Source organism: Thalassolituus sp. ST750PaO-4, from assembly GCF_020320405.1.
Taxonomy (GTDB): Bacteria; Pseudomonadota; Gammaproteobacteria; order Pseudomonadales; family Oceanobacteraceae; genus Venatoribacter; species Venatoribacter alkanivorans.
In genome coordinates this window covers 206,688-232,613 of record NZ_JABVCB010000007.1, presented here as the reverse complement: position 1 = coordinate 232,613, position 25,926 = coordinate 206,688, and the positions used below count along the sequence as shown (strand labels likewise).

Annotated in this window: 22 protein-coding genes, 1 pseudogene and 1 riboswitch; of the genes and pseudogenes, 10 read left to right on the top strand and 13 right to left on the bottom strand. The window is 51.2% G+C overall.

Translation table 11 applies throughout. From position 1 onward, the window contains the following. Window positions 1-33: 33 nt before the first annotated feature. Entirely contained in the window at window positions 34-609 is a 576-nt protein-coding gene (locus HUF18_RS06905) for a phosphoribosyltransferase (protein ID WP_225691630.1), read from the bottom strand. 105 nt (window positions 610-714) lie between these two features. Here HUF18_RS06905 and HUF18_RS06900 point away from each other — a divergent pair, with 105 nt between their 5' ends. Continuing rightward, a complete protein-coding gene (locus HUF18_RS06900) occupies window positions 715-1,281 on the top strand; it encodes a phosphoribosyltransferase (RefSeq protein ID WP_145469310.1) in 567 nt (188 codons plus the stop codon). Between the two features lie 83 nt (window positions 1,282-1,364). Here HUF18_RS06900 and HUF18_RS06895 read toward each other — a convergent pair whose 3' ends face one another. The 5 genes from HUF18_RS06895 to alaC form a co-directional block, all read right to left on the bottom strand. Further along, window positions 1,365-2,111 (bottom strand): substrate-binding periplasmic protein, encoded by a 747-nt coding sequence (locus tag HUF18_RS06895; RefSeq protein WP_225691629.1) that lies wholly within the window; start codon window positions 2,109-2,111, stop codon window positions 1,365-1,367. Between the two features lie 10 nt (window positions 2,112-2,121). Next, window positions 2,122-2,817 (bottom strand): TorF family putative porin, encoded by a 696-nt coding sequence (locus tag HUF18_RS06890; protein WP_186435930.1) that lies wholly within the window; start codon window positions 2,815-2,817, stop codon window positions 2,122-2,124. Between the two features lie 54 nt (window positions 2,818-2,871). Next, window positions 2,872-4,371 carry a methyl-accepting chemotaxis protein gene (locus HUF18_RS06885; protein WP_145469307.1) on the bottom strand — a complete coding sequence of 500 codons (1,500 nt, stop codon included), beginning with the start codon at window positions 4,369-4,371 and terminating at the stop codon, window positions 2,872-2,874. A 266-nt stretch (window positions 4,372-4,637) separates the two neighbouring features. Beyond that, on the bottom strand, window positions 4,638-5,936 hold the full coding sequence (locus HUF18_RS06880) for a homoserine dehydrogenase (RefSeq protein WP_225691628.1): 1,299 nt from the start codon (window positions 5,934-5,936) through the stop codon (window positions 4,638-4,640). A gap of 37 nt (window positions 5,937-5,973) precedes the next feature. After that, the gene (alaC, locus tag HUF18_RS06875) at window positions 5,974-7,164 is read right to left on the bottom strand and encodes an alanine transaminase (protein ID WP_145469305.1); all 1,191 of its coding nucleotides are present in this window, start codon (window positions 7,162-7,164) and stop codon (window positions 5,974-5,976) included. A 175-nt stretch (window positions 7,165-7,339) separates the two neighbouring features. Between alaC and HUF18_RS06870 the strand changes: the two genes are divergently transcribed. Then, complete coding sequence (locus tag HUF18_RS06870) at window positions 7,340-7,852, top strand: glycine cleavage system protein R (RefSeq protein ID WP_145469304.1); 513 nt, start codon at window positions 7,340-7,342, stop codon at window positions 7,850-7,852. Between the two features lie 54 nt (window positions 7,853-7,906). On the opposite strand, the gene HUF18_RS06865 is transcribed toward HUF18_RS06870, so the two are convergent. Together HUF18_RS06865 and HUF18_RS06860 are read right to left on the bottom strand one after the other, a co-directional pair. Further along, entirely contained in the window at window positions 7,907-8,674 is a 768-nt protein-coding gene (locus HUF18_RS06865; RefSeq protein ID WP_145469303.1) for a sulfite exporter TauE/SafE family protein, read from the bottom strand. Window positions 8,675-8,743: 69 nt separating this feature from the next. Next, the gene (locus tag HUF18_RS06860) at window positions 8,744-9,442 is read right to left on the bottom strand and encodes a pirin family protein (protein ID WP_225691627.1); all 699 of its coding nucleotides are present in this window, start codon (window positions 9,440-9,442) and stop codon (window positions 8,744-8,746) included. Between the two features lie 122 nt (window positions 9,443-9,564). On the opposite strand from HUF18_RS06860, the gene HUF18_RS06855 reads away from it, so the two are divergent. Further along, entirely contained in the window at window positions 9,565-10,572 is a 1,008-nt protein-coding gene (locus HUF18_RS06855) for a DMT family transporter (protein ID WP_225691626.1), read from the top strand. 55 nt (window positions 10,573-10,627) lie between these two features. Here HUF18_RS06855 and HUF18_RS06850 read toward each other — a convergent pair whose 3' ends face one another. After that, complete coding sequence (locus HUF18_RS06850; protein ID WP_225691625.1) at window positions 10,628-11,272, bottom strand: nitroreductase family protein; 645 nt, start codon at window positions 11,270-11,272, stop codon at window positions 10,628-10,630. A gap of 147 nt (window positions 11,273-11,419) precedes the next feature. On the opposite strand from HUF18_RS06850, the gene HUF18_RS06845 reads away from it, so the two are divergent. The 3 genes from HUF18_RS06845 to metG all read left to right on the top strand — a co-directional run bounded on the left by HUF18_RS06845 (window position 11,420) and on the right by metG (window position 16,207). Next, window positions 11,420-12,328 (top strand): LysR family transcriptional regulator, encoded by a 909-nt coding sequence (locus tag HUF18_RS06845; protein ID WP_225691624.1) that lies wholly within the window; start codon window positions 11,420-11,422, stop codon window positions 12,326-12,328. Window positions 12,329-12,686: 358 nt separating this feature from the next. Then, window positions 12,687-12,801, top strand: a riboswitch (guanidine-I (ykkC/yxkD leader). 83 nt (window positions 12,802-12,884) lie between these two features. Beyond that, a complete protein-coding gene (locus HUF18_RS06840; protein ID WP_225691623.1) occupies window positions 12,885-13,946 on the top strand; it encodes a putative urea ABC transporter substrate-binding protein in 1,062 nt (353 codons plus the stop codon). Window positions 13,947-14,086: 140 nt separating this feature from the next. After that, a complete protein-coding gene (metG, locus tag HUF18_RS06835) occupies window positions 14,087-16,207 on the top strand; it encodes a methionine--tRNA ligase (RefSeq protein ID WP_225691622.1) in 2,121 nt (706 codons plus the stop codon). An 89-nt stretch (window positions 16,208-16,296) separates the two neighbouring features. On the opposite strand, the gene HUF18_RS06830 is transcribed toward metG, so the two are convergent. Further along, on the bottom strand, window positions 16,297-16,719 hold the full coding sequence (locus HUF18_RS06830; RefSeq protein ID WP_225691621.1) for a hypothetical protein: 423 nt from the start codon (window positions 16,717-16,719) through the stop codon (window positions 16,297-16,299). Between the two features lie 321 nt (window positions 16,720-17,040). On the opposite strand from HUF18_RS06830, the gene HUF18_RS06825 reads away from it, so the two are divergent. Further along, window positions 17,041-17,724: an RluA family pseudouridine synthase gene (locus HUF18_RS06825; protein ID WP_225691620.1), complete on the top strand. Its 684-nt coding sequence runs from the start codon at window positions 17,041-17,043 to the stop codon at window positions 17,722-17,724. Window positions 17,725-17,734: 10 nt separating this feature from the next. On the opposite strand, the pseudogene HUF18_RS19840 reads toward HUF18_RS06825, so the two are convergent. Next, window positions 17,735-17,884, bottom strand: a pseudogene (locus HUF18_RS19840) (Imm32 family immunity protein); the annotation flags it as partial. A gap of 171 nt (window positions 17,885-18,055) precedes the next feature. Then, complete coding sequence (locus HUF18_RS06820) at window positions 18,056-18,682, bottom strand: FMN-binding negative transcriptional regulator (RefSeq protein WP_225691619.1); 627 nt, start codon at window positions 18,680-18,682, stop codon at window positions 18,056-18,058. A gap of 1,009 nt (window positions 18,683-19,691) precedes the next feature. Here HUF18_RS06820 and HUF18_RS06815 point away from each other — a divergent pair. From HUF18_RS06815 to HUF18_RS06805, 3 genes are read left to right on the top strand one after another with little or no spacing between them, the layout of a single operon-like run. Next, window positions 19,692-20,519, top strand: coding sequence for an RNA polymerase sigma factor (locus HUF18_RS06815; protein ID WP_225691618.1), 828 nt, complete (start codon window positions 19,692-19,694; stop codon window positions 20,517-20,519). Further along, window positions 20,510-21,493 (top strand): FecR family protein, encoded by a 984-nt coding sequence (locus tag HUF18_RS19770; protein ID WP_225691617.1) that lies wholly within the window; start codon window positions 20,510-20,512, stop codon window positions 21,491-21,493. Before HUF18_RS06815 ends, HUF18_RS19770 begins: the two co-directional genes overlap by 10 nt. Before the next feature lie 24 nt (window positions 21,494-21,517). After that, a complete protein-coding gene (locus tag HUF18_RS06805) occupies window positions 21,518-24,499 on the top strand; it encodes a TonB-dependent receptor (protein ID WP_225691616.1) in 2,982 nt (993 codons plus the stop codon). Window positions 24,500-24,611: 112 nt separating this feature from the next. On the opposite strand, the gene HUF18_RS06800 is transcribed toward HUF18_RS06805, so the two are convergent. Further along, the gene (locus HUF18_RS06800; protein WP_225691615.1) at window positions 24,612-25,856 is read right to left on the bottom strand and encodes a hypothetical protein; all 1,245 of its coding nucleotides are present in this window, start codon (window positions 25,854-25,856) and stop codon (window positions 24,612-24,614) included. Window positions 25,857-25,926 lie beyond the last annotated feature (70 nt).

Sequence of the window (25,926 nt, the reverse complement as noted above, 5' to 3'; positions counted from 1 at the left end):
GTGCATAACTTTTATTAATACTGAGTATAAGCCTCAGTGGTCTGCCTTACGCAGGAATGGCTCAACCCAGGGTTTATTGGCAGCGATTTCTTCCTCGCTCAGGCCTTTCAGCTCGTACGGAAACACCAGCCAGTCGTCGGTTTCACGCAGACAGAAATCGGGCTTGAAATCGACCCGGTTATACGCCGGACGCTGCCACAGCGTCGCAACCTTAACCTGGCTGGGCATATTACGCTTGAGCTTGCCCTGCAGGCGGTTGATCACCGCGCTGATGTTGTAGCCGGTGCTGAATACGTCATCGACAATCAGCAGGCCATCATCAACATTAAGGTTTTCCACCAGATACTGAGTGCCGTGTACGCGAATATCTTCCGGTGACTGCACCATGCTCTGGTAGGCCGGCAGACCACGATACGAGGTGCGCAACGCGATATGATCGGTTTTCACACCCAGCGTCTGCAGACATTCCTGCACATAGATGCCCACCGAGCTGCCACCACGCCAGAGACCAACGATAAAGGTCGGGCGGAAACCGCTCTCAAAAATCTGCACGCCGAGGCGGAACGCATCCTGAATGACCGTTTCTTCGTCCAAAAATCGTTTCTGCATGAGGTACTCTTATGTGACAGGCATAGGAACAGAGCGTTATGATAGCACCTGACCAATTGGTCAGGTAAAGAGTTGTTTCGAAACACGACGGGAGCCGGAATCATTATGAGTGCCAAATTGTACCTAACCGCCCAGGGATTGCTGGAAGATTCTTATCATCTTGCGGCCAAGGTGCTCGACAGCGGCTTCCGCCCGACCTTTATGATTGCCGTATGGCGCGGCGGCGCACCGATTGGCATTGCGGTGCAGGAATACCTCGATTACCACGGCGTAGAGACCGACAACATTGCCATCCGCACCTCGTCCTATCAGGGCATCGACCAGCAGGCCAAAGAGGTCAAAGTGCATGGCCTGAACTATCTGGTGAAGAACGTTAAGCACAGCGACAGCCTGCTGATTGTCGATGATGTATTCGACAGCGGCCGTTCCATTGAAGCCATTATTAACGAGCTGAGCCGCCGCGCACGCCTGAATACCCCACACGATATCCGCGTTGCCGTGCCCTACTATAAGCCGCACCGCAACCAGACCGACCGTGTACCGGATTACTATATCCACGAAACCAGCGCCTGGCTGAAGTATCCGCATTCGCTGGAAGGCCTGAGCAACGAAGAAATCGCTCAGGGCCGTCCGGAGCTGTACGAGATTATCAAAGATCACCTGCCAGCCTGAGAAGCAGGCAGAACTGGTATCAATAAAAACGGGCCTTAATCAGGCCCGTTTTTATTGAAAGAAACACTCATTGTATGAACGATTTATTTTAATCCGGCCAGATAATCTGCCTGAATTTTTGCAGCATCGATCTTTTTCAGACCTTCATTAAAAATATCGGCGATTGCCTGCTGGTTCTTCTTAAAACAAATAAAGAGTTTTTTATCTTCCAGAAGCTTGTCATTGAAACTGATTTTATCCTTCAGCTTGATAAGATCAGGGTCGGTCTTAACACTGTATTCCAGCACGTTTTTATCAATCACGGCGAGATCGATACGGCTGAAGGCTGCTTTCTGAATATTGCTTTTATCGCTGATCACTTCACTGACTTTCAGCTGACCCGCCGCCACCATGGCATCAAAATCGGCCGTGTTTACATAGTCTTTAACCACGCCAACCTGATATTTTTTCAAATCATCCAGCGATGACCATGCAACCGGCTTACCCGCTGGCTGCACGAAGCCCAACGGACCACTCCCCATGCTATCTGAGAAGATAAACTCAGCTGCAATATCTTCACTGTAATATTCCGGGAAGTATCCGGCGTATTTACTGCTCTCATCTTTCGCCAGATGAACTGCCCGGCTCCATGGGTAAAACTCAACCACTAATGTGTAGCCCATGGCAGAGAAAGCAGCTTTGGCCACCGCCACACTGGCCCCCTGCTCTGCCATTTGTGGGTCAGAATACGGCGGCCAACTGAGCGAGGTCAGATAAACAAACTTATTTTCAGCCTGTGCCGGAAAAATCCCGCCAACCAGCAATAAAACAGCGCATAAAATATGACGCATAATATTTCCCTCACATCAGTTTAAAGCTTCGTTTAACCGACAGCACAACAGTACTGTTACCATTATCGTTAAAGTCATCGTCAATCGTGGTGGTCATTACAGTCGCTTTGATATCAAAGCCGTGGAACATACGGCTGATAGCCGCCTCAGCATATTGGTAGGATGCTTCGTTTTTATCCCAGGCCAAAATATCTTTATCACCGGATACACTGTGCGCGGCAGCAAATGCCAGCGTGTAATCGCCAAGCGGCATACTGTGTGTCAGTTTAAAAATATTATGGTCGGTATCCAGGCCAAAATATTCCGGAGCGTGATACCAGTAGAGCGTGGTGTTGGCATTAAAGTAGAGTCCAAGATAATACTCGCCATAATCATGATCGTCCGAATCACTGGCACCGTGATAAGTGTACTGCGCATAACCAATATCAAAACCAAAAGCCGGGTTAATATCGCGGTAATAGCCCAGATAATAATCCCACTCCAGATTGGTATCATCTTTACCACCGAAATCGACATTACTGGCCCAGGTACCAGCGTATATGCCGCTGTCGTGGCTGTAATCTAATGCTCCCTGCAGTGCGGGGCCTTTATCCGTTTGTGATACACCGTTAAAACGGTAATCGGAAACCACTTCCAGATCAGCCGTAACTCCGGCAAAAGCAGTCATAGGAGCTACAGCAAAGACTAACAACATATGCTTTTTCATAGTCTTTCTCCACCAGTAGTCAGAGTCATACATTACCGCTGTCTGCGGCAATTTCTAAAAACGGAATTTGTGCATAAGGAACGTCAGCGCTTCCGCCTGTTTCTGTGCTTCAACACTTGAGCGCGCGGTATTGCCGATCATTTCGTTGGCGGCATCAACGCTTTCTTTAATATGTACCAGATTTTTGTTCAGCTCTTCAATCACATGACTTTGTTCACCCGATGCCTGAGCAATTTCGGCATTCATATGGCTGATCTGCATCATCATACTGACAACGCCAGCAATCGATTCCCCGACTTTTTCAATCTGCTCCACGCTGTTGGCCGTATATTCCGTACTCTTGTGCATCACTTCAACAGCCTGACTTGTCGAAGACTGCAGACGCCCGATCATTTGGTTAATTTCATTGGTTGAATCACGGGTGCGCTGAGCCAGCGTGCGTACTTCATCGGCAACCACAGCAAAACCACGCCCCTGTTCGCCGGCACGTGCCGCTTCAATAGCCGCGTTCAGCGCCAGTAAATTGGTTTGTTCGGCAATCCCCTGAATCACATCCGACACCGCACCAATATTAACACCTTCACTTTCCAGATTGCGGATCACCTCGCCTACATGCTGAATTTCACCAGATAAATTACGGATAACATCGGCTGCTGTTTTTACGGTATCCTGGCCATGGCTGGCTTCCACATTTGCTTTAGCGGCATATTCCGAGGCTTTTCTGGCGTTATCAGCAACATTTTGTGTGGTCGATGCCAACTCGGTGCTGGCGGTAGCGACCATATCCACTTCATGCTTCTGCACATCAAAGCCCTGACGGATATTGCTGATATCCTGCTGACTGGAATTGGCCAGTAATTTCAGTTCTTCTGACGAATGATTAACCTGACCAATCATATTCGCCAGTCCGGCCAGAAGCTGATTAACCTGTTCTGCCAGTGCTGCAATCTCATCACCACGACTGGTATCAAGACGCTTGCTTAAATCACCACCACCAGCTGCAAGTTCTGCCACTGCCGCAGTAATTGCAGAAATTTTATTAACCACAGAGTGCGATACCAGAAAGGTAATGAGACTGACCAGAATAATATCCAGCAGAATCATTTCGATAATCACCGAGTGTATTGCCTGATTCAGTTCCTTGCGCATCACCGAATCGTTCATCCGCAGAACAAGGTGGCCAACACTTTTTTGATTGTCGTTATCGTTGAAGAATAATTCAGTCCGGGTTTCCAGAGCATCATTGCCGCTATCGGTCTTGTCTTTTGCCCGCATGACCGGATCACCTTCCGGCAGCTCTACTGTCAGGCTATTGATACTCTCTGCTTCCAGTTCTGCTTCGAGGGTTTTTTCTATACTGGCGGTATCAAAATTCCAGATAAAATTCGGCAGGCTCAGACTTAGGCGAGTGGTAACCAGGTGCGCCTGTGCCTGCAGCTGTTGTTTAAGTGCCAGAGCTTTACTTTCGTAATTGTAAAAACCCATCATCAGCAGCAAAGCTGTGACAGTAACAACCACATAGACCGCCATCCGGGATTTGATACTGGTAAGCATAATTTCCTCCTGATATCAGTAAACGATAGTACAGAGAAAAATCATGACCAGAGCATTGAATAAAAAAGCTCAGAATGTCCTGAAATTCAGTTTCACAGTGCAAGGTTATCCGCTGTGCAAGGCATAACACTGCGATTTATTACACAAACACCCATCATCCGGTTAAATGTTTGTTACATAAAACCTGGCACCCGGACAGGAGCATCCGTCAGGCATAAAAAAACGGAGCCGAAGCTCCGTTTTTTATTTCAGCCGTCAGGCAAACCTCAGTTGAGGTGCTCCACACGAATGCGGGTCACATGACCCACCGTGCTGGACAGGGCTTCGATAGCAGCAATGGCTTCGTTCATCTGTTTTTCCACCACAACGTGGGTCAGCAGGATGATCTGCGCCAGCGCTTCGCCGTCTTTTGGCTCTTTTTGGATGATGGCTTCGATATTAATGCCACGCTCACTCAGAATGCTGGCAACAGCGGCCAGTACACCGGTTTTGTCTTCCGCCTGAATACGCAGGTAGTAAGCGGTTTCCACTTCTTCCATCGGCAGTACCGCCACGTCTTCAATATCGTTGAAGGCGAGGTGATTGACGCTGGCTTCCGCCGGCGCGTCAAAGGTACGGGCGAGGTCGATAATGTCGGCCACTACCGCAGAAGCGGTCGGACCAGCACCGGCACCGGCACCAACATACAGCGTGTTACCAACGGCATCACCGTTGACCATCACGGCATTCAGCACGCCATCAACGGTCGCAATCGGACGCGCAACCGGAATCATGGTCGGGTGTACGCGCAGGTCGATGCCTTTGTCGGTACGGCGGCTGACACCCAGGTGCTTGATGCGGTAACCCAGCTCTTCGGCGTACTCAACGTCATCCGGAGTCACCTTGCTGATACCTTCGGTATAGCAACGGGCAAACTGCAGCGGAATACCGTAAGCAATCGACGACAGAATGGTCAGCTTGTGTGCCGCGTCGATACCTTCAACGTCGAAGGTCGGGTCGGCTTCGGCATAACCCAGCGCCTGAGCTTCAGCCAGTACATCGGCGAAGTCACGGCCTTTGTCGCGCATTTCGGTCAGGATAAAGTTACCGGTACCGTTAATGATGCCCGCCAGCCAGTTGATACGGTTGGCCGCCAGACCTTCACGGATCGCTTTAATGATCGGGATGCCGCCGGCAACCGCCGCTTCGTACATCACGCTCACGCCTTTGGCTTCCGCCGCGGCGAAGATTTCGTCACCGTGTACCGCAATCAGTGCTTTGTTGGCGGTAACCACGTGTTTGCCGTTGGCAATCGCGCCCAGCACCACCTCTTTGGCGATGGTGTAACCACCGATCAGTTCAACAACAACATCAATCTCCGGGTTGTTGATAACGTCGTTCACGTCGGCGGTAACCGCCACAGCGCCGGTGTCCACATCCGGGTTCGGATGACGGGTAGCCACCTGCGCGATAATAATTTCACGACCCGCCCGGCGCGCGATGTCTTGTGCATTACGGGTCAGCACATTAAAAGTGCCGCCGCCAACTGTACCTAAACCACAGATACCTACTTTTACCGGTTTCAAGGTCGTTTCTCCTTAAGATATAGAGAGTATTAAGTTGTTAACCGCCAAAGCCATCGTTACGCAGCATCTGTTTAATGCCGCGCAGCGCCTGGCGGGTGCGCTGGTCATTCTCAATCAGGGCGAAGCGTACATGGTCATCGCCGTATTCGCCAAAGCCAATTCCCGGTGACACGGCCACCTTGGCCTCGGTCAGCAGCTTCTTGCTGAACTCGAGGGAGCCCATTTTACGATAAGCTTCGGGAATTTGCGCCCAGACAAACATGGTGGCTTTCGGCCATTTTACCGGCCAGCCCAGATCATTCAGCCCCTTGCAGAGTACATCCCGGCGGCTGCGGTACATCTCGCAGATATCGCTCACCACCGTCTGATCACCTTCCAGTGCCGCAATCGCTGCCACCTGAATAGGCGTGAATGTACCATAATCGAGGTAGGACTTAATCCTTGCCAGGGCATAAATCAGATCTTTATTGCCACAGCAGAAGCCAACCCGCCAGCCCGGCATGTTGTAGCTCTTCGACAGCGAGTAAAACTCCACCGCAATGTCTTTCGCACCTTCCACCTGCAGAATGGACGGCGGCTGATAACCGTCGAACACGATATCGGCATAGGCCAGATCCTGCACCACCCAGATTTCATGCTCTTTACACATCGCCACCACCTTCTCGAAGAAGGCTAAATCGACACACTCGGCGGTCGGGTTGCCGGGAAAATTCAGCACCAACATCTTCGGCCGTGGCCAGGTCGTTTTGATGGCTTTTTCCAGCTCCTCAAAGAAATTCACATCCGGTGTCATCGGCACATGGCGGATATCGGCGCCGGCAATGACAAAACCATAAGGGTGAATCGGATAAGACGGATTCGGCACCAGCACGTTGTCGCCCGGACCCAGAGTGGCCAGCGCCAGATGCGCCAGACCTTCCTTCGAGCCGATGGTGGTGATCACCTCGGTTTCCGGATCGAGATCAACATTGAATTTGCGCTTGTACCAGCTGGCCATGGCGCGGCGCAGACGCGGAATACCCTTCGACTGGCTGTAACGATGCGTACCACCACGACTGGCGGTTTCCACCAGCTTATCAACAATGTGTTTTGGCGTGTCCTGATCCGGGTTACCCATCGACATATCGACGATGTCCTCCCCCGCCGCTCGTGCCGCCATCTTCATTTCGCCGATCACATTGAAGACATAAGGAGGCAGGCGCTTAATGCGCGGGAAGTTAGTATCCATAACGGTGTCCTGATTCTCAGGTAATTAAAGGGGCTTCAAGGCTACTGTATCAACCGCTGGGGAACAACGATCAGTCGGCAGGAATTTGACCAGCACAGTACGTGCGGTAAATCGCATAAAGCTGTGTTAGTGTCAGAACGACAATCTGATTGCAGAAAAAACATAAGGAAAAGCAATGGCAAACTTTCTTGTATTAACCGTTATTGCCGACGACAAACCCGGAATTGTTGAACAACTGTCAGCCACCATCGCCCGCAATGGCGGTAACTGGCTGGAAAGCCGTATGGCGCATATGGCAGGAAAATTTGCCGGGATTTTGCGGGTATCTATTCCGGCCGAACAAAGCAACAGCCTGATTGCCGAATTAAGCTCGCTCAGCTCACGCGGTATTCTGGTAAACGCCGAAACCGGCAGCGACAGCGAAGAAAACGACAGCCTCGACCTGACCCTGAATCTGGTCGGCAATGACCGTCCGGGTATTGTTAAAGAAGTATCTCAGGCGCTGGCAAAAATGGGCGTGAACGTACTGGAATTAACCACCGACTGCGGCACCGCCGAAATGTCTGCGGTGCCACTGTTCCGCGCCGAAGCCCTGCTACGTGTACCACACAGTTTTGATACCGATATTCTGGCCAGTGCACTGGAAGCTATTTCCAATGACCTGATGGTAGAAATCCGTCTGGATTAATTCCTGCCGCGAGCCGTGCTGCACAGCGCTGCAGCACGGCCGGTATAAAAAGCATCAGCCAATAACGGCCTGTCCCAGCAGCCAGGCTGAGTTACCCGCCAGCAGCCACATCATCACTTTAAAAAACACATCGCCGTCCATGCGTTTGCTTAACCAACGACCAAGATAAACACCGGCAAAGGCCACCGGCACCAGAATCACGGTTAACCAGCCGATATCAAAATTCAGCAGCCCCAGCATGCCGTATGGCAATAATTTGATCGCGTTCATCAGACCGATCGCGAGGGTAATCTGCGCCAGGAAAGATTCTTTATTGAGCTTGCCCAGTAAAAAATAAGCCTGCAGCGGTGCCGCACCGGCGTGGGCCAGGGTACTGCCCAGACCGGCAATACTGCCCAATAAACCACCCTGCAACGCCGATGCCTGCGCCGGTTGTTCTTCACTGGCTGCCGCCATGCGCCGGCCAGCCAGCCAGGGCCAGCGCTTCTGCGCCAGTACCCAGAAACCGATCAGACCAATCAGCGCCTGTACGCCACGTTCGCTGACAACGCCTAATAATAAGGTGCCCGCCGTGATGCCCAGCAGAATACCGGGCAGCAGGGGCTTCACCAGTGCAAACGACAGGTAACGGCGATATACGCGCAGGGTCATGATGTCCATCAGCAGCAGAATCGGCAGCAGAATACCGATGGCCTGCTCACCGCCGATAAAAGGCGCCATCATCGGCACCGCCACCACACCGATACCACCACCAAAACCGGATTTGGCAATGCCGGTTAACAACACGCCGAGTACGGCAATCGCAACAAAGGTCAGATCCACAAAACTATTCCGTCAGACGGAGCCGTCTCTGTACCCTCATATCCGGCTCCGGCAGCAGGCGTTGCCTGCTTAAGGTAAATCAAACAACAGGGCCTCCGCCTTGCTGTCGGCGCTGAAGGTCAGCGCCTGTTCATTGCTGATACTCACGCCGTCACCGGCATTTAATATCAGCATGTTATCGCCGGCCTGCAGTTGCAGCGGGCCGTTAATGGCATGCACATAATAGCGGCGCGCCGGGTTCAGTAACTGCTCTGCGCTTTCTGCGGTCAGGCGTACGTGCAGCAACTGTGCATCCTGGCGAATACTGAGTGTGCCGTCGCGTCCGTCCGGCGTAATCACCGGCTGAATGGCCCGCTGGCGGGGAAAGCGCTTCTGCTGATAGCCCGGTTCGGTATTCTGCTCATTGGGCTGAATCCAGATCTGCAGAAAATACAGCGGCTGGTCTGTCGCCGGATTAAATTCGCTGTGCATCACGCCGCTGCCCGCCGACATCAGCTGAAACTCTCCGGCCGGCAAATGCTCAACATTGCCCATCGAGTCACGGTGGGCAATGGTGCCGTCCAGCACATAGCTGATGATTTCCATATTGCGGTGGCCGTGGGTATCGAAGCCTGCGCCCGGGGCAACCCGATCATCGTTGATTACCCGTAAAGCAGACACCCCCATATGCTGAGGGTCGTAATACTGGCCAAAAGAAAACGTATGCGAGCTGTTCAGCCAGCCAAAATTGGCCCGGCCGCGTTCATTGGCTGCGCGTAAGATTAACATGTGCTGATCTCCTCTTTAAAACGCTTCACAAAAATTATTGACAAAACTCTTCATTAATCCGGACTATGCAACGCTCTTTTTCAATGCAACAGTAAAACCCCCACAGACTTCCACGGGAGGCTGTGAAATACTGCTGCGCTTTTTTTGCTACGCCTTTTTCACTGCACCCGGTGCTTACCGGTCTGCGTTACTGCCCTGCGGGCCAGTGGTTTATTGTGTCTTCAACTTCCGAATCCGTATCCACAGACGATCAGCATCACACCCAGCTGTTGCGTGCCGACCTGATTCTGCTTGGCGTTACCCTGCTGGCTGCGGTCAGCTGGATGTTTTCCAAAGAGGCGTTAAACGAATTTCCGCCGCTGCTGTTTATGGCCTGCCGCTTTAGCGCCGCCGGTCTGCTGCTGGCGATTCCCGGCCGCCGTGCGCTGGCGGCCTTACAGCCCCACGAATGGCGCGCCTCGGCATTGGTCGGCCTGTTTTTCGGTGCCGCCATGAGCTTCTGGATCATGGGGCTGTTTAATGCTCACACCCTCGGCGAAGGTGCCTTTATTACCAGCCTTGCGGTGGTGCTGGTGCCTTTTATCAGCTGGCTGCTGTTCCGCGAACGTCCGGCAAAAAGCATCTGGATTGCACTGCCTATGGCCATCGGCGGTCTGGCACTGCTGTCGTTACGTCATGGCTTTAACCCTGACCCCGGCCAGCTGTTTTTCTTTGCCGCCGCCCTGCTTTTGTCACTCACCTTTATTCTCAACGGCCGTGCCGCGGCGCGTATTTCGGCACTGGCCCTGAGCGCTATCCAGCTGGTGCTGGTCGGCGTTGTATCTTTTACCCTGTCGGCCATGTTTGAAGACTGGCCCGATACTTTTACCCCAACCATGTGGCTGTGGCTGATTCTGAGCGTGACCGTCGGCACCGCCGCCCGCTTTCTGCTGCAGACCTATGCTCAGGGTCTGGCGTCCCCCAGCCATGCCGCAGTGATTATGGTGCTGGAGCCGGTCTGGACCGCCATCATCGCCGCCTTCTGGTTTACCGAGCGGATGGAAACGGCGCAGATTCTCGGCTGCACCCTGATTCTGCTGGCGCTGCTGGCCAACCGCTGGAGTGCTCTGCGGCGCTGGCTGAAACGCTGAAGCGGGCGCTCTGCCCGCTTTATTTCCGGTCCGCTTTTCCCAACTTGTTTAGCAATTAATTACTCAGATCGTGCAGCTTACCCGGACGACCATCCAGCACCGTCACTTCGCTCGCCGCCAGACGTGGCTTACGTGGCCAGTTACCTTCTTTGGCGTAACCCAGGGTCACCATCATGGCAACGCTGTAGCGTTCGCCGATGTTGAACACTTCTTTCGCTTTTGCAGTATCGAAGCCGATCATCGGCCCGGTGGCCATACCCTTGCCAGCCGCGGCCGTCATCAGGTTCATGGTCGCCATACTGGCCGAGCGCAGTGCTTCATCGTGGGCCGCGGCTTTGTTATCGCCGTAGGCACCGTTTACCGCACTGACAAAGTAGTCGCGCACGCCTTCGTTATAGATACCGGCATCGACGCCGCGCTGGGCGATATCCGGCATACGTTCATGGCCCTGTTCGTCGGCCAGCACCAGAATAACCACCGGAGCATCGGCCACTTTCTGCTGACCGTAGGCGATGTCTTTTAAGGTTTCTTTCGCCGCCTGATCGGTCACCACCAGATAGCGGGTATGCTGAATGTTAAAGGCCGTTGGCGCGTGCTGGGCGTAATCCAGCAGCTCCAGGACTTCCGCCGTGTTGATGGCACGTTCGGTATCAAAGTAGTTCACAGAAGTACGCTGGCTCAGGGCATCAAATACGTTCATGGCGGCATCCTTAAATCGGGTATCGGTTCGTGTATTGGTTGTGGTGCTAGGGCTGTTAAGCAATGAGTGCAGTTTAAGTTCGCTTTATTCGATTAAAAATCTCATAATTTAACGTATAGCTTTCGATATTTACGAAAAGGCATTTCAATGAAAACAACCCTCGAACAGTGGCGCATGTTTAAAGCGGTGGTCGACCATGGCGGCTACGCACAGGCGGCTGAGGCCATCTTCAAGAGTCAGTCGACCATCAGCTATGGCGTGCACAAGTTGCAGGAGCAACTGGGCGTACAACTGCTGGAAGTAGAAGGGCGCAAAGCAGTACTGACCGAGCACGGCCGTATTCTGTTACAGCGTGCCGAACAGCTGCTCGATCAGGCAGAGAATATCGATCAGGTTGCCAGCTCGCTTAATCAGGGCATCGAGCCTGTTGTGCGTGCGGCCATCGACACCATTTACCCCAACGATGTGCTGTTTGATGTGTTTGAAGCCTTCTCGGCCGAGTACCCCGATACCCGCCTGGAGCTGGAAGAGTTTGTACTCAGCGGCGGTAACGAAATGCTGCTCGAAGACAGCATCGATATTCTGATTACCCCGCAACTGCCCAGCGGCTGGAACGGCGAGCACGTACACCGCTCCTGCTTTCTGCCGGTTACCAGCCCGCAGCATCCGTTGCAGCATCTGGGGCGCGAGGTCACCTACGATGACCTTACCGCTCACCGGCAGGTCGTGCTGCGCGACAGCAGCCGTAAACGCCGCAGCGAAGGTGGCTGGCTCGGTGCCCATCAGCGCTGGACCGTGACCCATACCAGCACAAGGGTGAATATTGTCCGCCGTGGTCTGGGCTTTGCCTGGCTGCCGGAGCTGCTGATTGCCGACGATCTTAAAAGCGGGGCCTTGCAGGTGATTCCCTTTGCTCAGGATGCGCGGCGCTACGTCGACCTCTATCTGGTAATGGCCCATGAAGAAAGCGCCGGCCCCGCGACCCGTGCCCTCGCCCGATTACTGGCCAACACCGACACCGGCTGCAAGGCTGCGCATAAAGCAGAAACCGAATAAAGGCCAATACCCTGGCCAACACCCTGGCTAGTACCGGCAAGAGCTGCAAAGCGGCGCACACAACAGAAACCGAATAAAGGCCAACATCCTGGCTAATACCCTGGCTAATACCGGCAAGAGCTACAAAGCCGCACATAAAGCGGAAACAAGATAAGCGCCCCAGAATGCAGCGACCATCTGTTCAGCTAATCATCTGTGCACCCTTTTGGGGTGCAACTGACAGCAAAATCAGCAACTTAACACTCGCCAGCCTGCCGGATACTGCAATTTTCAGGCTCCGGCAAAACTGGTACAGCCCTTGCTGAACCCTGATCAGTAACAGGAGATACTCGGCAACCGAATCCGGTTGGGATTCACAGAAATAGGTGGCTAGGGTTCCGGTTCTTTGCTGAAAAAGAACGTCTGGTCCGAGAGCAACCGACCTCAGCGTATTCACAGCGCAGGTTACACGGCGGGACAAAAGCCCGGGAGACCCACACGCGAATGCCAGCATCTGGCCGTTTCGCGCTGAGTTCTCCTGCCGTCTGATTTATGTGGATATCAAAGAGGAAGTCCTATGAAGCCGTTAAAACGTCTGCTCACTGCCAGCCTGGTCACCCTGGCCGCCCTTACTCCATTACACGCTCAGGCCAAAGACAGTTTCCGTCTAGCCTGGTCTATCTATGTTGGCTGGATGCCGTGGGATTACGCCGACAAAGCCGGGATCGTAAAAAAATGGGCCGATAAATACGGCATCGAAATCGAAGTGGTGCAGATCAACGATTACGTTGAATCCATCAACCAGTTTACCGCCGGTGAATTCGACGCCTGCGTAATGACCAATATGGATGCCCTGACCATTCCGGCCGCCAGCGGCGTCGACACCACCGCCTTAATCGTCGGTGACTTCTCCAACGGCAACGACGCCGTGATTCTGAAAGAAGGCAAAAGCCTGAAAGACATCAAAGGCCTGCCGGTGAATCTGGTGGAGCTGTCGGTTTCCCACTACCTGCTGGCACGCGGTCTGGAAAGCGTGGGCATGAGCGAAAAAGACGTATCGGTGATCAACACCTCCGACGCCGATATGGTGGCAGCTTATGGCACCGACGATGTTAAAGCCGTGGTGACCTGGAACCCACTGGTAAGCGAGATTCTGGCGCAGCCAAACGCAACCGCCGTGTTTAACTCCTCACAGATTCCGGGTGAAATTATCGACACCACTATGGTCAACAGCGAAACCCTGGCCGCTAACCCCGCCTTCGCCAAAGCCCTGACCGGCGCCTGGTACGAAACCATGAGCATCATGGCGAAAGACGACGCCGAAGGTAAAAAAGCACGCAGCATGATGGCCGAAGCCTCAGGCACCGACCTTGCCGGTTACGATGCCCAGCTGGCCGCCACCAAAATGTTCTACGACGCACAAAAAGCTGTGGAATTTGTGAACAGCGCCGAGCTGCCAAAAACCATGGAATACGTGGCGAAATTCTCCTTCGACCACGGCCTGCTGGGTGATGGCGCCGCCGATGCCGGCTTTATCGGCATGGCCTTCCCGAACGGCAAAACCTTTGGCGATAAAGGTAATGTGAAGCTGCGCTTTACCGACAGCTATATGAAGATGGCGGCTGAAGGAAAGCTGTGATGCCCGGCCATTGAGTATCAGGCGCTGCGCGGCAGATTTCTGCTGCCGCAGCGCTTTTAAGCCGTACCGCAGCCATCGCGGCCAGCGGCAAAAATCGCTACAATGCTGCCCTTTCTTTGAATAACCCGTAGCGAATTGTCATGACCGCACAGAATCCCCGCAAAATCCTCGTCACCAGCGCCCTGCCCTATGCCAATGGTTCCATTCACCTCGGCCACCTGCTGGAATACATTCAGACTGATATCTGGGTTCGGTTCCAGAAACTGCGTGGCAACGAATGCCACTATGTTTGCGCCGACGACGCCCACGGCACCGCCATCATGCTGCGCGCCGAGAAAGAAGGTATCAGCCCGGAAGAGCAGATTGCGCGGGTAAAAGCCGAGCACGAAGCGGATTTCGCCGGTTTCCAGATTGCGTTCGACAACTTCCACAGCACCCACAGCGAAGAAAACCGCCTGCTGTCTGAAGAAATCTACAAAGCCTGCCGTGACAAAGGCCATATCGCCATCCGCAGCATCAAGCAGCTGTACGATCCGGTTAAAGAGCTGTTTCTGGCCGACCGTTATATCAAAGGCGAGTGCCCTAAGTGTGGCGCCGCCGACCAGTACGGCGACAACTGTGAAGTCTGCGGTGCAACCTACACCCCGGCTGAGCTGAAAAACCCGTTCTCAGTGATTTCCGGTGCCACCCCGGTCGAAAAAGAGTCTGAGCACTACTTCTTCAAACTGCCGGACTTCCAGGAGTTTCTGCAGCAGTGGACCCGTTCCGGCACCCTGCAGGATGAAGTTGCCAACAAACTGGCCGAGTGGCTGGATTCCGGTCTGCAGGAGTGGGACATCTCCCGTGATGCGCCGTATTTCGGCTTCGAAATTCCGGATGCACCGAACAAGTTTTTCTACGTCTGGCTGGATGCCCCTATCGGCTATATGGCCAGCTTTAAAAACCTGTGTGACAAGCGCGGCGATCTCGACTTTAACGAGTACTGGAAAAAAGACTCCACCACCGAGCTGTACCACTTTATCGGTAAAGACATTATTAACTTCCATGCGCTGTTCTGGCCTTCCATGCTGAGCGCCGCAGAATACCGCACACCGACAGCGGTCAATGCCCACGGTTTCGTCACCGTGAACGGTTCTAAAATGTCGAAGTCGCGCGGTACCTTTATTAAAGCGCGCACTTTCCTGAATCATTTAAACCCGACCTATCTGCGTTACTACTTTGCCGCCAAACTGAGCTCCAGCGTCGATGATTTCGATTTGAATCTGGAAGATTTCGTGCAGCGTGTAAACGCCGATCTGGTCAACAAACTGGTGAACATCGCCTCGCGTACCGGCAACTTTATTGCCAAAGCGTCCGGCGAACTGAGCGCGACCTGCGCTGAACCGGAAATGCTGCAGCAATTTATTGATGCCGGCGACCAGATTGCCAGCCATTACGAAAAACGCGAATTTGGCCGCGCAATGAAAGAGATCATGGCACTGGCCGACCGCGCCAACGAATATATTCAGGAAAAAGCCCCGTGGGCGATGAATAAAGAAGAAGGCCGCCAGCAGGAAGTACAGGACGTATGCTCCGTGGCGCTGAACCTGTTCCGTCAGCTGGTAACCTATCTGGCACCGGTTCTGCCGGAAATTGCCGATAAAACCAAAGAGTTCCTGAATCTGGACAGCCTTGACTGGGAAGCGCGCCGCGAGATTCTGCTGAGCCACAAAATCAATAAATTCCAGCCAATGCTGGCCCGTGCCGAAATGGACAAAGTAACCGCCATTCTGGAAGAAACCAAAACCGAGCTGGCCAAAGAAAACGGCGAAGCACCGGCGGCGGATAACAGCACCGATAAAACCGCTGCGAAAAACGCAGAGAAAAAGGCCGATAAAAAAGCGAAGAATAAAGGACCAGAGCTGCGTGAAGACGGTAACGAAGTGATTGCCGACACCATCGAGTTCCCGGATTTCGCCAAAGTCGACCTGCGTATTGCCCGTATCGTTAAAGCCGAACACGTCGAAGGTGCAGAAAAACTGCTGCAGCTGACGCTGGATATCGGTAACGGCGAAACCCGCAACGTATTCTCCGGTATTAAATCGGCCTACAACCCGGAAGACCTGAACGGCAAACTGACCGTGATGGTTGCCAACCTGGCGCCACGTAAAATGAAATTCGGCATGTCCGAAGGCATGGTACTGGCCGCAGGCCCCGGCGGTGAAGATATTTTCCTGCTAGAACCACACGACGGCGCCCAACCGGGTATGCGGGTGATGTAATCACAATAATGCAATAAAAAAGCCGGGCTTTAGCCCGGCTTTTTATTGAGCGACTCTAGCGCTAAACCCGGTTTAATATGCCCGCCACACTATTCACCACAGGGAAGATTAACAACATTCGTATTAATATCGTTTTCCAGCTCAACCCAAAAGTTAATACTCCATGCCTCGCGCTTCTTTCGAATAATGTAAGACTTACCCTTTTCGGCTAAAAACTTCACACAGCGTTCAGATTTAACCTTCCCCTGATAAAACCCTACCTCAATCTCAGTCAAGCCAGGTTCAATATAAGCACTTTCATAATAACCGTTAAAAAAACCACCGATAGAAACACCATTAACCGTATTAATATAAAGCTTCTCCTCAAGCCCCTGAAAAATACCATGATCACGCTCTGAATCTGCTTTTAAATATACGGCATCTTCTTTCGCAAGCCCCGGAGGAGAATAAGCAGAATCAGCGATACATCCCAACAAAAATCCGGTTAAAAAAAACACAACCAACAACTTCATTCTTCACAGATCCTTTGAGATTGCTAACGCCCGGTTCAGCAGAATAATTTCCAAGTCTCATCAATTCAGCCACAGAGCATCAAGCGGGCCATGCTAAAGGCTGAAACAGGATAAATCCAGTTCATCCCCTCAGCCATATAACCTTAATTATGAATTTCAGCAGATAAGCCGATGCAGCGCATTATGGCCAAAAGAGATATAAGAAAGCTGAGGCTTCTGGTTCTGACGGACACGACTTCTGAGCATCTGGCGGTGATTAATCATTGCCAGAACCCCACAGGTTTCATTAAATATACACTCACTTCATCAGAGTTTATCAACGTGACTGACGTAACACCTCCTGCTTACTACATCGCCCCACGCTGCGACGAAGAACTGCAGATTCTGCACGTTGATGACGATCTGATTGTGGTTAATAAACCGGCATTTCTCTACACCGTGCCCGGCCGCGGCCCGGAGAACAGCGATTCGGTAATTACCCGCCTGCAGCCGGATTACCCCGAAGCCGTCATTGTCCACCGCCTCGATCTCGATACTTCTGGCTTACTGGTTGTTGCCCGCTCCGAGCGCGCACGTCAGGTGCTGTCGCAACAGATCCGCGACCGTGAAATCCAGAAAACCTATCAGGCCGTGGTCTGGGGCATTATTGAACAGGACGAAGGCGAGATTAACCTGCCCATTGGCAAAGACTGGGAAAACCGTCCGCGCTGCAAAATCGACTATGAAGAAGGCAAAGCCTCGCTTACCTATTTCACCGTCGAGCAGCGCAATCCGGACACCCACCGCACACTGGTAACGCTGAAACCCGTTACCGGCCGTCAGCACCAGCTGCGCCTGCATTTAAAATCCATCGGTCATCCGATTTTAGGCTGCGATTTATACGCCCACGACGAAGCCCTGCACGCCGAACCACGACTAATGCTGCACGCCTGTGGTTTAGCCTTTAAACACCCGGATGGACAAATGGTGAGCTGGGATGTGAAGAATGATTGGGGATTGGATTAACACAGGCTGGTTAAATGTATTTTTCACTGAGGATCTGAATGTCTGCATAATCTTCCTTCCACTTATCCCATTCATCCATAAGATGAAGATGATCATAATCCTCACCCAGCTTTTCCATCTCATCCGCTGCGGCGAGTAAAAACGCTGCCAGATCTCTTAAGGTATCCGGAGACCAGCAATTCCTATATCACTGAGCACCATACAGCCTTCAAGCTCAGTATCTTCCTTTTTAAAACCTGTTATTTTCATGGCTGCTTCTGCATTTAACGCCCGGCTTTATGACTGCTTTGGAGGAACGGGCGACGGAAAACCGTCCGACAACAGCCCTTGGTCAGCTGATGAACTTAGCCATGGCACGGTTGTTCGCTCCATCTCTGGCCTCAAGACCAACTTTGACACCAGCTCGATTTTTTTCTGATTGGTTCTGGCTAGCTTTCAGCTTACCCGTCAGAGTTTTAATTTTTATCTCTACACCAACGATAGCCTTCACCAAACGTTCAGTGAACTCCACTGGCGCGTCATCCACAGACCAGGGATTGCTCATACCCGACTCATGTTGGTCTGTTAGTCGATGGAGATGATGTTTCAGCCAGGTCGAATCCTCGATAATCCGAGCACTCCCTTCTACATGGACAGCAAGATAATTCCATGTTGGAACAACCCGGCCGGTTTCTACCTTGGTTTCATACCATGAGGGTGAAACGTAGGCATCTGGCCCCTGAAAAACAGCCAGAACCCGGGCCCCATCCTGCAAACGCTGCCAAACCGGATTACTTCGAGCCAGATGGCACTGAAGCTGTCCAAGACTCCCGTCTTCTTCAGAACTCAGATGAAAGGGGACATGGTTCGCTTCAATTCCACCATCATCCGCCACTATTAGCAGACCAAATCCGTAGTCACGAATATATTGCTGAAGCTTACCTATGTCGTCTTCCTTGAAGTGATGCGGCACGTACATCCTGTGAAACTCCTTAGTAGAGGGCTACCCAGCTAATCCTCCAATCACCCAAACCGCGTAGCTTTTGGTTTCGGAGTGCATTGGCTTGTTATGATTTATTTAATTAATCTTTGGTAAAAATAGGAAAATCTGTGTTGTAAGTTAGCAACTTTTCTCTTGCCAGACCTACACTTTACACGCCTTTTCTTGCATCATTTTTTACCGCTAGAACGAATTTTTTGACAGACTCTCTGATGCTAGATGCCATACTATTTTCTTCAATTTCCACCCTAAGGTATTTAACTCCCACGCCCGTCATAACTAGAATTTGTCAGTCGATCATCACCCTTGCGACCTATTCTACCTTTGCATCTAAAGTCTTCCCATCAAAGCCCTTCTTTCCGTATGCATATCTATTGAAGGACCAGTACTTTGTATGGTGTTTAATATTGCATTTCGTTTGTATTTGTCGAGTGCGTCGTCCGCCAAAGACATCGCTGCAAGAGCAATACCAAATAAAAAATAATTAATTTTGCCATGTAATCTCTCTTAATCATAAGAGTTTATTAGTTTTCATGTGCATTTATCCCGGGCGACGCCTTCGAGAAACCCCGCGCCACTCATCGACCAAGCTGAGAAATCTTCCATAACTCAAGAATCCTTTCCAGAAAAACGCGAACGCCGGTTAACTCCGGTATTTAAAGCTGTAATCTTAGCTATCCAGCGCCTGCTTTAGCTGACAAAGAACTTATCACCTGCCTGAACATCAGGCAAACCGGGGGTGAACTCTATGTGCCTTACTGGCGCAGCAGGATCACCTATCCAATCCGGACACCCAGCGTACACTGGTCACGCTGAACCCCGTTACCGGCGCCAGCACCAGCACCAGCACCAACGGTGTCTGCATTTAAATTCCATCGATTACTCTATTCTGGGCTGCGATTTATACGTCCATGAAGAAGCACCGCACGGCGAACCACGATTAATGCTGCACCCCTGTGGTTCAACCTTTAAGCACCCAGGTGGACATATGGTGAGCTGCAATGTGGAGAATACCAGCGAAGCATCACTTCTTTGCTGCGAACCATGGCGGTATAGCCAATCATCAGTGGCACTCTTCATGCTTAAAAACTTTCTTATCAGTTTAACCAAACTGAAACATCTCACTACCATAATCAGCGACCATCCGACCACGGACTCTGGAAGGCTCTCCTTTACGCACTGGCAGAACCGGAATCATCGCGCAGGCGAGTTCAGAATCCTCACTTTCTTGCTGTTTCTCCAGCTAAAGTCCACAGGCAGACCGGATTCAATGAATATGTATCAACCCGATGTCTCAGTGCATCACATCAGTCAGCTGATTAATCAGGAGAAGCCCAGATTACTCAGCTTTATCCGCAGAAAAATCAATGACCACTCCTATTCTGAGGATATATACCAGGAGGCACTGGAGCGGACGTTAAAGCGCTCTATTCAGGGGTTCGTGCTCAATGACCCTGTCAGTTACATCTACAAAATTGCCAATAACATTATTAATGACTACTACCAGAAGAGAGTCTCGGAAGAGATGGTTTGCATTGACGATCAGGAAGTTCATTGCGAAAAACCGCAACCTGATCGCAATGCGGAAATGAATCAGAAAATAGAACATTTTTTGCTTTGTCTTAACCAGCTTCCTCCCGAGACGGCAAATCTTCTGGTGATGCGAAAAGTTCATGGACTGACCATTTCCGAAATCGCCCGCCGCGTAGGAAAAGAGCCAAAATCCGTAGAAAAGCGAATTAATCGTGCCATGCGTTCAGTTCTTGAACAAATTGAACGTGGCGTACCCGCAGTGAGTAAAAGAACGTGGTTTTAAGACTGATACCAAAACAGAATATTCTGGCCAATTCTGAAAGAGAGAAAATCAGCCAATGGATTCTGCATGAAAAATACGAACAAAGCACAGCTAAACAGACATCTGAAACCGAAGTCTGGCTAGATAAGAAACCTGAGCGTCGCCAGGAGGCTGATGCTCTGGACGCAATCTGGAATGATAATTGTTTTACTGCGGCGCTGAAACAGTACGAAGCTAATCAGCAGAACCATCAGCAGAACAGCCAGAAATCTGACCATAAAAGCAGCACATTATGGTACGGAAGTATCGCGGCATCGGTCGTTCTTACCCTTGGCATTCTGCTGTTTCGCAGCGGCGATGTTTCAGAACCGGTATATTTCAATACTCAGAAGCTGCAAACCGCTCACCAGCTACTGGATGACGGTTCGCGCCTGGACATCAGCGCAGCCAGTCAACTGCTGGTTAAATACAGCGCAGCTGAGCGCCACATCGATCTGGTTGAGGGGGAGGCTCAGTTCAACGTCAGTAAAGATCCGACCCGGCCTTTCGTTGTCGAAACCCGCCATGCCACTTTGCAAGCGCTGGGCACGGTGTTTAATGTTGATCAGCGACGCGACAGCACCGAGTTAACGGTTCTTGAAGGCCGGGTTGAAGTGGCCCCGCTACAGGCAGGCAACAAGCGTGTCATTCTCACAGCAGGGCAACGGGCCCTGATCCGGGCGAATGGACATGGTCCGGTAGAGACATTCGATCTGACCTCTTACCGTGACTGGCAACATAATATTCTCGAAGCGGACAATATGCCGCTGGCAGACATCATTGCTGAACTGAACCGATACCGGAATACGGCGATCGGCATCCATTCAGACATTGGTAATTTGCCGGTATCGGGCACTTTCAGACTGGACGATGCAGAAAAGAACCTGCAACTGATCACCTCAGCTTACCAGTTAACAATATCAGAAAAGAACGGAATGATTTTTATCAGCAGGTAATCAGAATGCCTTCAGGTTAAGCAGATGATAAGGCAGGAAAAATATGATTCCGACGCTGGCATCCGCCAGACCATGAGCCAGACCCAGCGACACCCTGTACTGCCGCTGTTATTACTCTGCGGCATATTATGTGCTGAGCCATTAAACGCGGAGTCTTCAAACTCTGATCAGCTAAATACCGGCTCCGGAGAAACTGCCAGCTGCATTCCACCCAAACAGATCGTGCAGATTACTGAAGATTCATTGAGTCATGCATTACAGTCAGCTGCCCGTTATTTTCATTTTTTAATCATCGTACCGGAAGCTCTTCTGGCCGATAAACACACAATTGATACCGAAGGCTGTTATTCCTTGGCTCAGCTACTGGAACAGCTTCTGCAAGATACAGAGCTTGAATACGACCTTCTCGGCGACACCATTATTATTCGCCAGACAATCACAGAATATCCGCGTTACAACGATGATGAAGCCAATACAATCCGTCCTGAAGAGTTAATTGTAACCGCTGAAAAATCAGCAGAAATAAGGCCACGTCCGCTCAATGAACTTACCGGCCCAGCAGAACTGAGCATTAATACCCGTCAGCTCCGTGAAGCAGGAATTTATACATTATCCTCAGCACTGGAGCTGACAGCCGGGGTTAAAATAGAAGATAACCGCTACGCGATCATCCGCGGGATGACGGGCCGTTATCAATCAATCCGGATAAATGGCGGTGAGCTTCCCAGTCTTGATCCTTCCGGCCAGAACTTTCCTCTGGATTTTATTCCACTGGGTATTCTCAACAGTATCAACCTCAGAAAATCGGTATATGCCGACGCTCCCGGTCAGGCCAGCGCTGGTATTGTCAGCCTGAATACCATGCAGTTACCCAAGCAGGCGTATGCCCAGCTCACAGCCAGCGCGATCTGGCGTCCGCACAGTAACAACAGTACGGTTCTTCAGAGCTCCCAGAAATCGGCCAACCGTTACGGATTTGGTGATGGCCGTCAGGCTATTCCGTCGCTTCTTTTTGACAGTGCCCGTACAGGTGGCGTTGATACGCTGTCAGCGCAACAGCGTGAACAGGCAGGAGAAGCCATCGTCGGTGATATGGGGCTATATCGGACGAAAAGTAAAAACAGCGGCAGTCTGGAACTGAGCACCGGCACGACCGGGCAATATCAGAACATACGCTGGGGAGGAACGCTATCTGCCAGTGTACGTGATCGCTGGCAGCACAGCCTTATCCGTTCCACCAGTTACAGTACAGGGACGGGCTACTCCGGCGCGTCCAGTGATTTTCATCACGAAGACTCCCGGCATAAACGCAGTGAACACACGTCCGATATTAATACCCTGGCTGCACTGGGTTTAAATATTTCTGATCAGCAATACCTAGGATTTAATACCCTTTATCTGCACCAGGGTACTCACCACGGTGAGCTGATAGAAACACAGGGAAAAAACGAACAGAATATCAATACAGAAACCGCCTACCGACGAAACCTGATCCACTGGACAGAACGAAGCCTACTGTTACACCAGCTCTATGGATTGCATAAATTCACACCATTAACCACACTGAACTGGCAGATCAGTAAAAGCACAACGGAATACAACCGTCCACACGATCTGGATTATCGCTATTTTTCGGTGTCAGAAGAAAGTAACTACAGGCTACAGCTATTACCATCGACGGCCAGTATTGGCTGGCGTTTTATGGAGCAGCAAAGCGATTCTTTCGGTTTACATTTCAGTCACCTATACGGCATTGATCTCGGGGATGCTTTACTGACCGGTGAGTTAAAAACCGGCTGGGAAAAAAGTGTTAAAAATCGCGAAGGCTACAACCTGCTGTACGGTTTTACCGGTAGTAAAGATCTGACCAGCAATGGGCAGATTATGGAACAAACCAACCCCAGCGACATTCTCACCGCAGAGCGCATTACCGGAGACAGCCAGATACCCGGCTTTATTTTGCAGGATACTCTGCTGGAGCCTGAGCAGGATATCGGATTAAACGGCCATTTTTACCGCGCAACACAAGAGAATCAGGCATCCTATCTGCTTAACGATCTTGATCTTAACGAACACTGGTGTCTGATCAGTGGTTTGCGCTATGAACAAAATACCCTGCAGGCAGAACTCTGGGACGCCCAGCCGGAAGACAACAAAAAACTTGAAAACGGCAGCCGCTGGCTACCCTCAATCGCCATTGGCTTTCAGCCACCTCAGCAGCGAATCTGGCTGAATTACCGTCAAACGGTTGTCTGGCCACGCTTTAACGAAATACTGCCTGTCGTCTACGAAGATCTCGACACCCGCACAAAAACAATCGGCAACCCACGATTACACAGTTCCGATGTCCATAACTGGGATTTATCCTGGCAGTGGCAAAATGTTTCCGGGCTGGAACTGGGAGCAGCCTTATACCTGAAACGAATCCGCCAGCCGATTGAAGGAGCATTCACAGATAACAGCGAAGCGACGGACAGCGCAACCTACAGCAATTACAGCTACCGCAACAGTGGTCAGGGTAATGTTCGTGGTCTGGAACTGGAAGCCGATTACCATCTGAACATTGGCCGCAACCAACACATAAAGCTATCCGGGCGCTATGCCAGAATTCACTCACAGGTCAGCGGTTCCGATGCTTCTGATTATTCTGACGATGTGGAAGAAAAACCGAAAAATCATCGGCCATTGCAGGGACAGCCTGAGTATATTGCGGCCTTAAGGTTGCAGTATATGCCTGGCCTTAACCAGACACTGAGTCTGACAGGCAAGCGCAGCGGCACTCAACTTTATATTACCAGCGACCAGCCAGATTTGCCGGCCGTCTATCAGCAGCCGAGAAATCATCTCGATTTCAGTTGGAATTACCGGATACACCCAGGCCAGTTAACGTTCAGCATTAATAATATGCTGAATACAGCACACCGTTATCTTCAGGGTGATTACCATTACCTTGATTACCGTACCGGGCGGGAGTTTCTGCTGAGCATCAACGTCGATGTTCAATAACTTTATTTCTTTTTTTCTTCTCTTTCTCTTTTATTCAGACAATCGCCAGAAGCTTAAAATAAAAGGCCCATACTTTTCAGCATGGGCCTGAAAACCTGAACACTATCCGGTTTTAGTTACAGGTAGGAGCAGCCGCCCAGAAGGTAGTTGCTTTGGTGAACGAAGAAGGTCCTGTTGCAGAGAAGGTCATTGCATCAACAACAGAGCAATCAACGCTCATAGTACCGAAATCAGCTGAACTGATATTAGTGGAACTGATAGCATCACAATCCTGGGTAGAAACCGTGTTGTAACCGGTTACCACAATATTATTGAAGTAACCGTCAGTACCTTCTTTCAGCTTGAAAACGAAGTCAGTATCGGCATTGGCATTGGCACCAACAAACTCGACATACGCACCTTCAACAGAAGCCGTTGCCAGCGGAGTGGCTGCGTAGTTATTCGGGTTACCGGCCAGTTCGAATGCATGGTCGGCAGCACCGTTCTTATCGCCCTGCTCAATGTACACATTGGTGATTGAACCGTGGAAACCGTAGTCCCAATCCACACTGTCATCACCATTACAGGTCAGCCAGAGGTTTGACACAGCCACGTCACCACCAAAGAACTCGATACCATCATCCAGGTTTTCGTTTACATGGATGTTGTTGATCGTGGTGGACGACGTTACACCGTACAGCGTCAGACCATTGATTTCATTACCGCCGTTGGCAACATCATCCGGATCATTTACGTTAATTTCGGTACCACCTTCGGTAATGGCAACATAGCTCATAGTGCCACTGCCCGTTTCGCTGGCTGCTTTACTGCTGCTGCCGGAACCGAAATAGTAATTGCTGGAAATACCTTCCATCAGACAGGTGTCACCGGAAGTACATTCGTTAGCCACACCATAACCAGACAGAATCACACCGCCCCACTCGCCTTCGCCGGTGAAGTCTTCATCGGCACTGGAGAACACGATAGGGTTGCTGGCAGTACCAACGGCATTAATTTTTGCACCACGAGCAATCACCAGAGCCGCATTATTGGCGGTGGCAATCACATTAACACCCGCTTCAATGGTCAGTACAGAATGGTTAGCCGCAGCGTAACTGGTATTCTGCACATACCCATCACCCACCGTTACAATACCCGGCAGTGCCCAAAGTACAGGCTTATGGTAGCGGGTATCGTTACCGTTAAACAGTGTTTCGTCAGACAGGACAGAAGAAGGCAGCTCACACAGAACGTAGTTGGTGCCATTCCAGTTATAGGAAGAACTTGCCACACTACCAACATCTGTGCAGTAACCATCAGAAGCAAAAGCACTTGCAGACGCAACGGTTAAGGCCGACGCTAAAAGGATCTTTTTCATTTTCAATCTCCAGCAATGTATTTCCATGTATTAGGTTTGTAAAAACTGAATACAAACATTTTTTTCGATT